Source organism: Pseudomonas rossensis (assembly GCF_039888995.1).
Classification (GTDB): domain Bacteria; phylum Pseudomonadota; class Gammaproteobacteria; order Pseudomonadales; family Pseudomonadaceae; genus Aquipseudomonas; species Aquipseudomonas rossensis.
The window spans coordinates 1-227 of sequence record NZ_JBBWCB010000425.1; the positions used below are offsets into that span (position 1 = coordinate 1).

1 rRNA gene is annotated in these 227 nt (G+C 49.8%); it reads right to left on the reverse strand.

The window, feature by feature from the left end:
- Positions 1-128: 128 nt before the first annotated feature.
- A 23S ribosomal RNA gene (locus WLY71_RS31150) occupies positions 129-227 on the reverse strand; the annotation flags it as partial.

Genomic DNA, 227 nt, shown 5'->3' on the forward strand with positions numbered 1-227 from the left:
GGATCACGCTCCAGCGAATGGGTATGCGATAGTTTGGTGTTTTGTGAGTATCTCGAACTTTCGGTTCGTTTCGTCTTCACACACCGCAATCTGGCCTCTTTCGAGTTCGCAAATTGCTTGGGTGTTATATGGTCAAGCCTCACGGGCAATTAGTATTGGTTAGCTCAACGCCTCACAGCGCTTACACACCCAACCTATCAACGTCGTAGTCTTCGACGGCCCTTCAG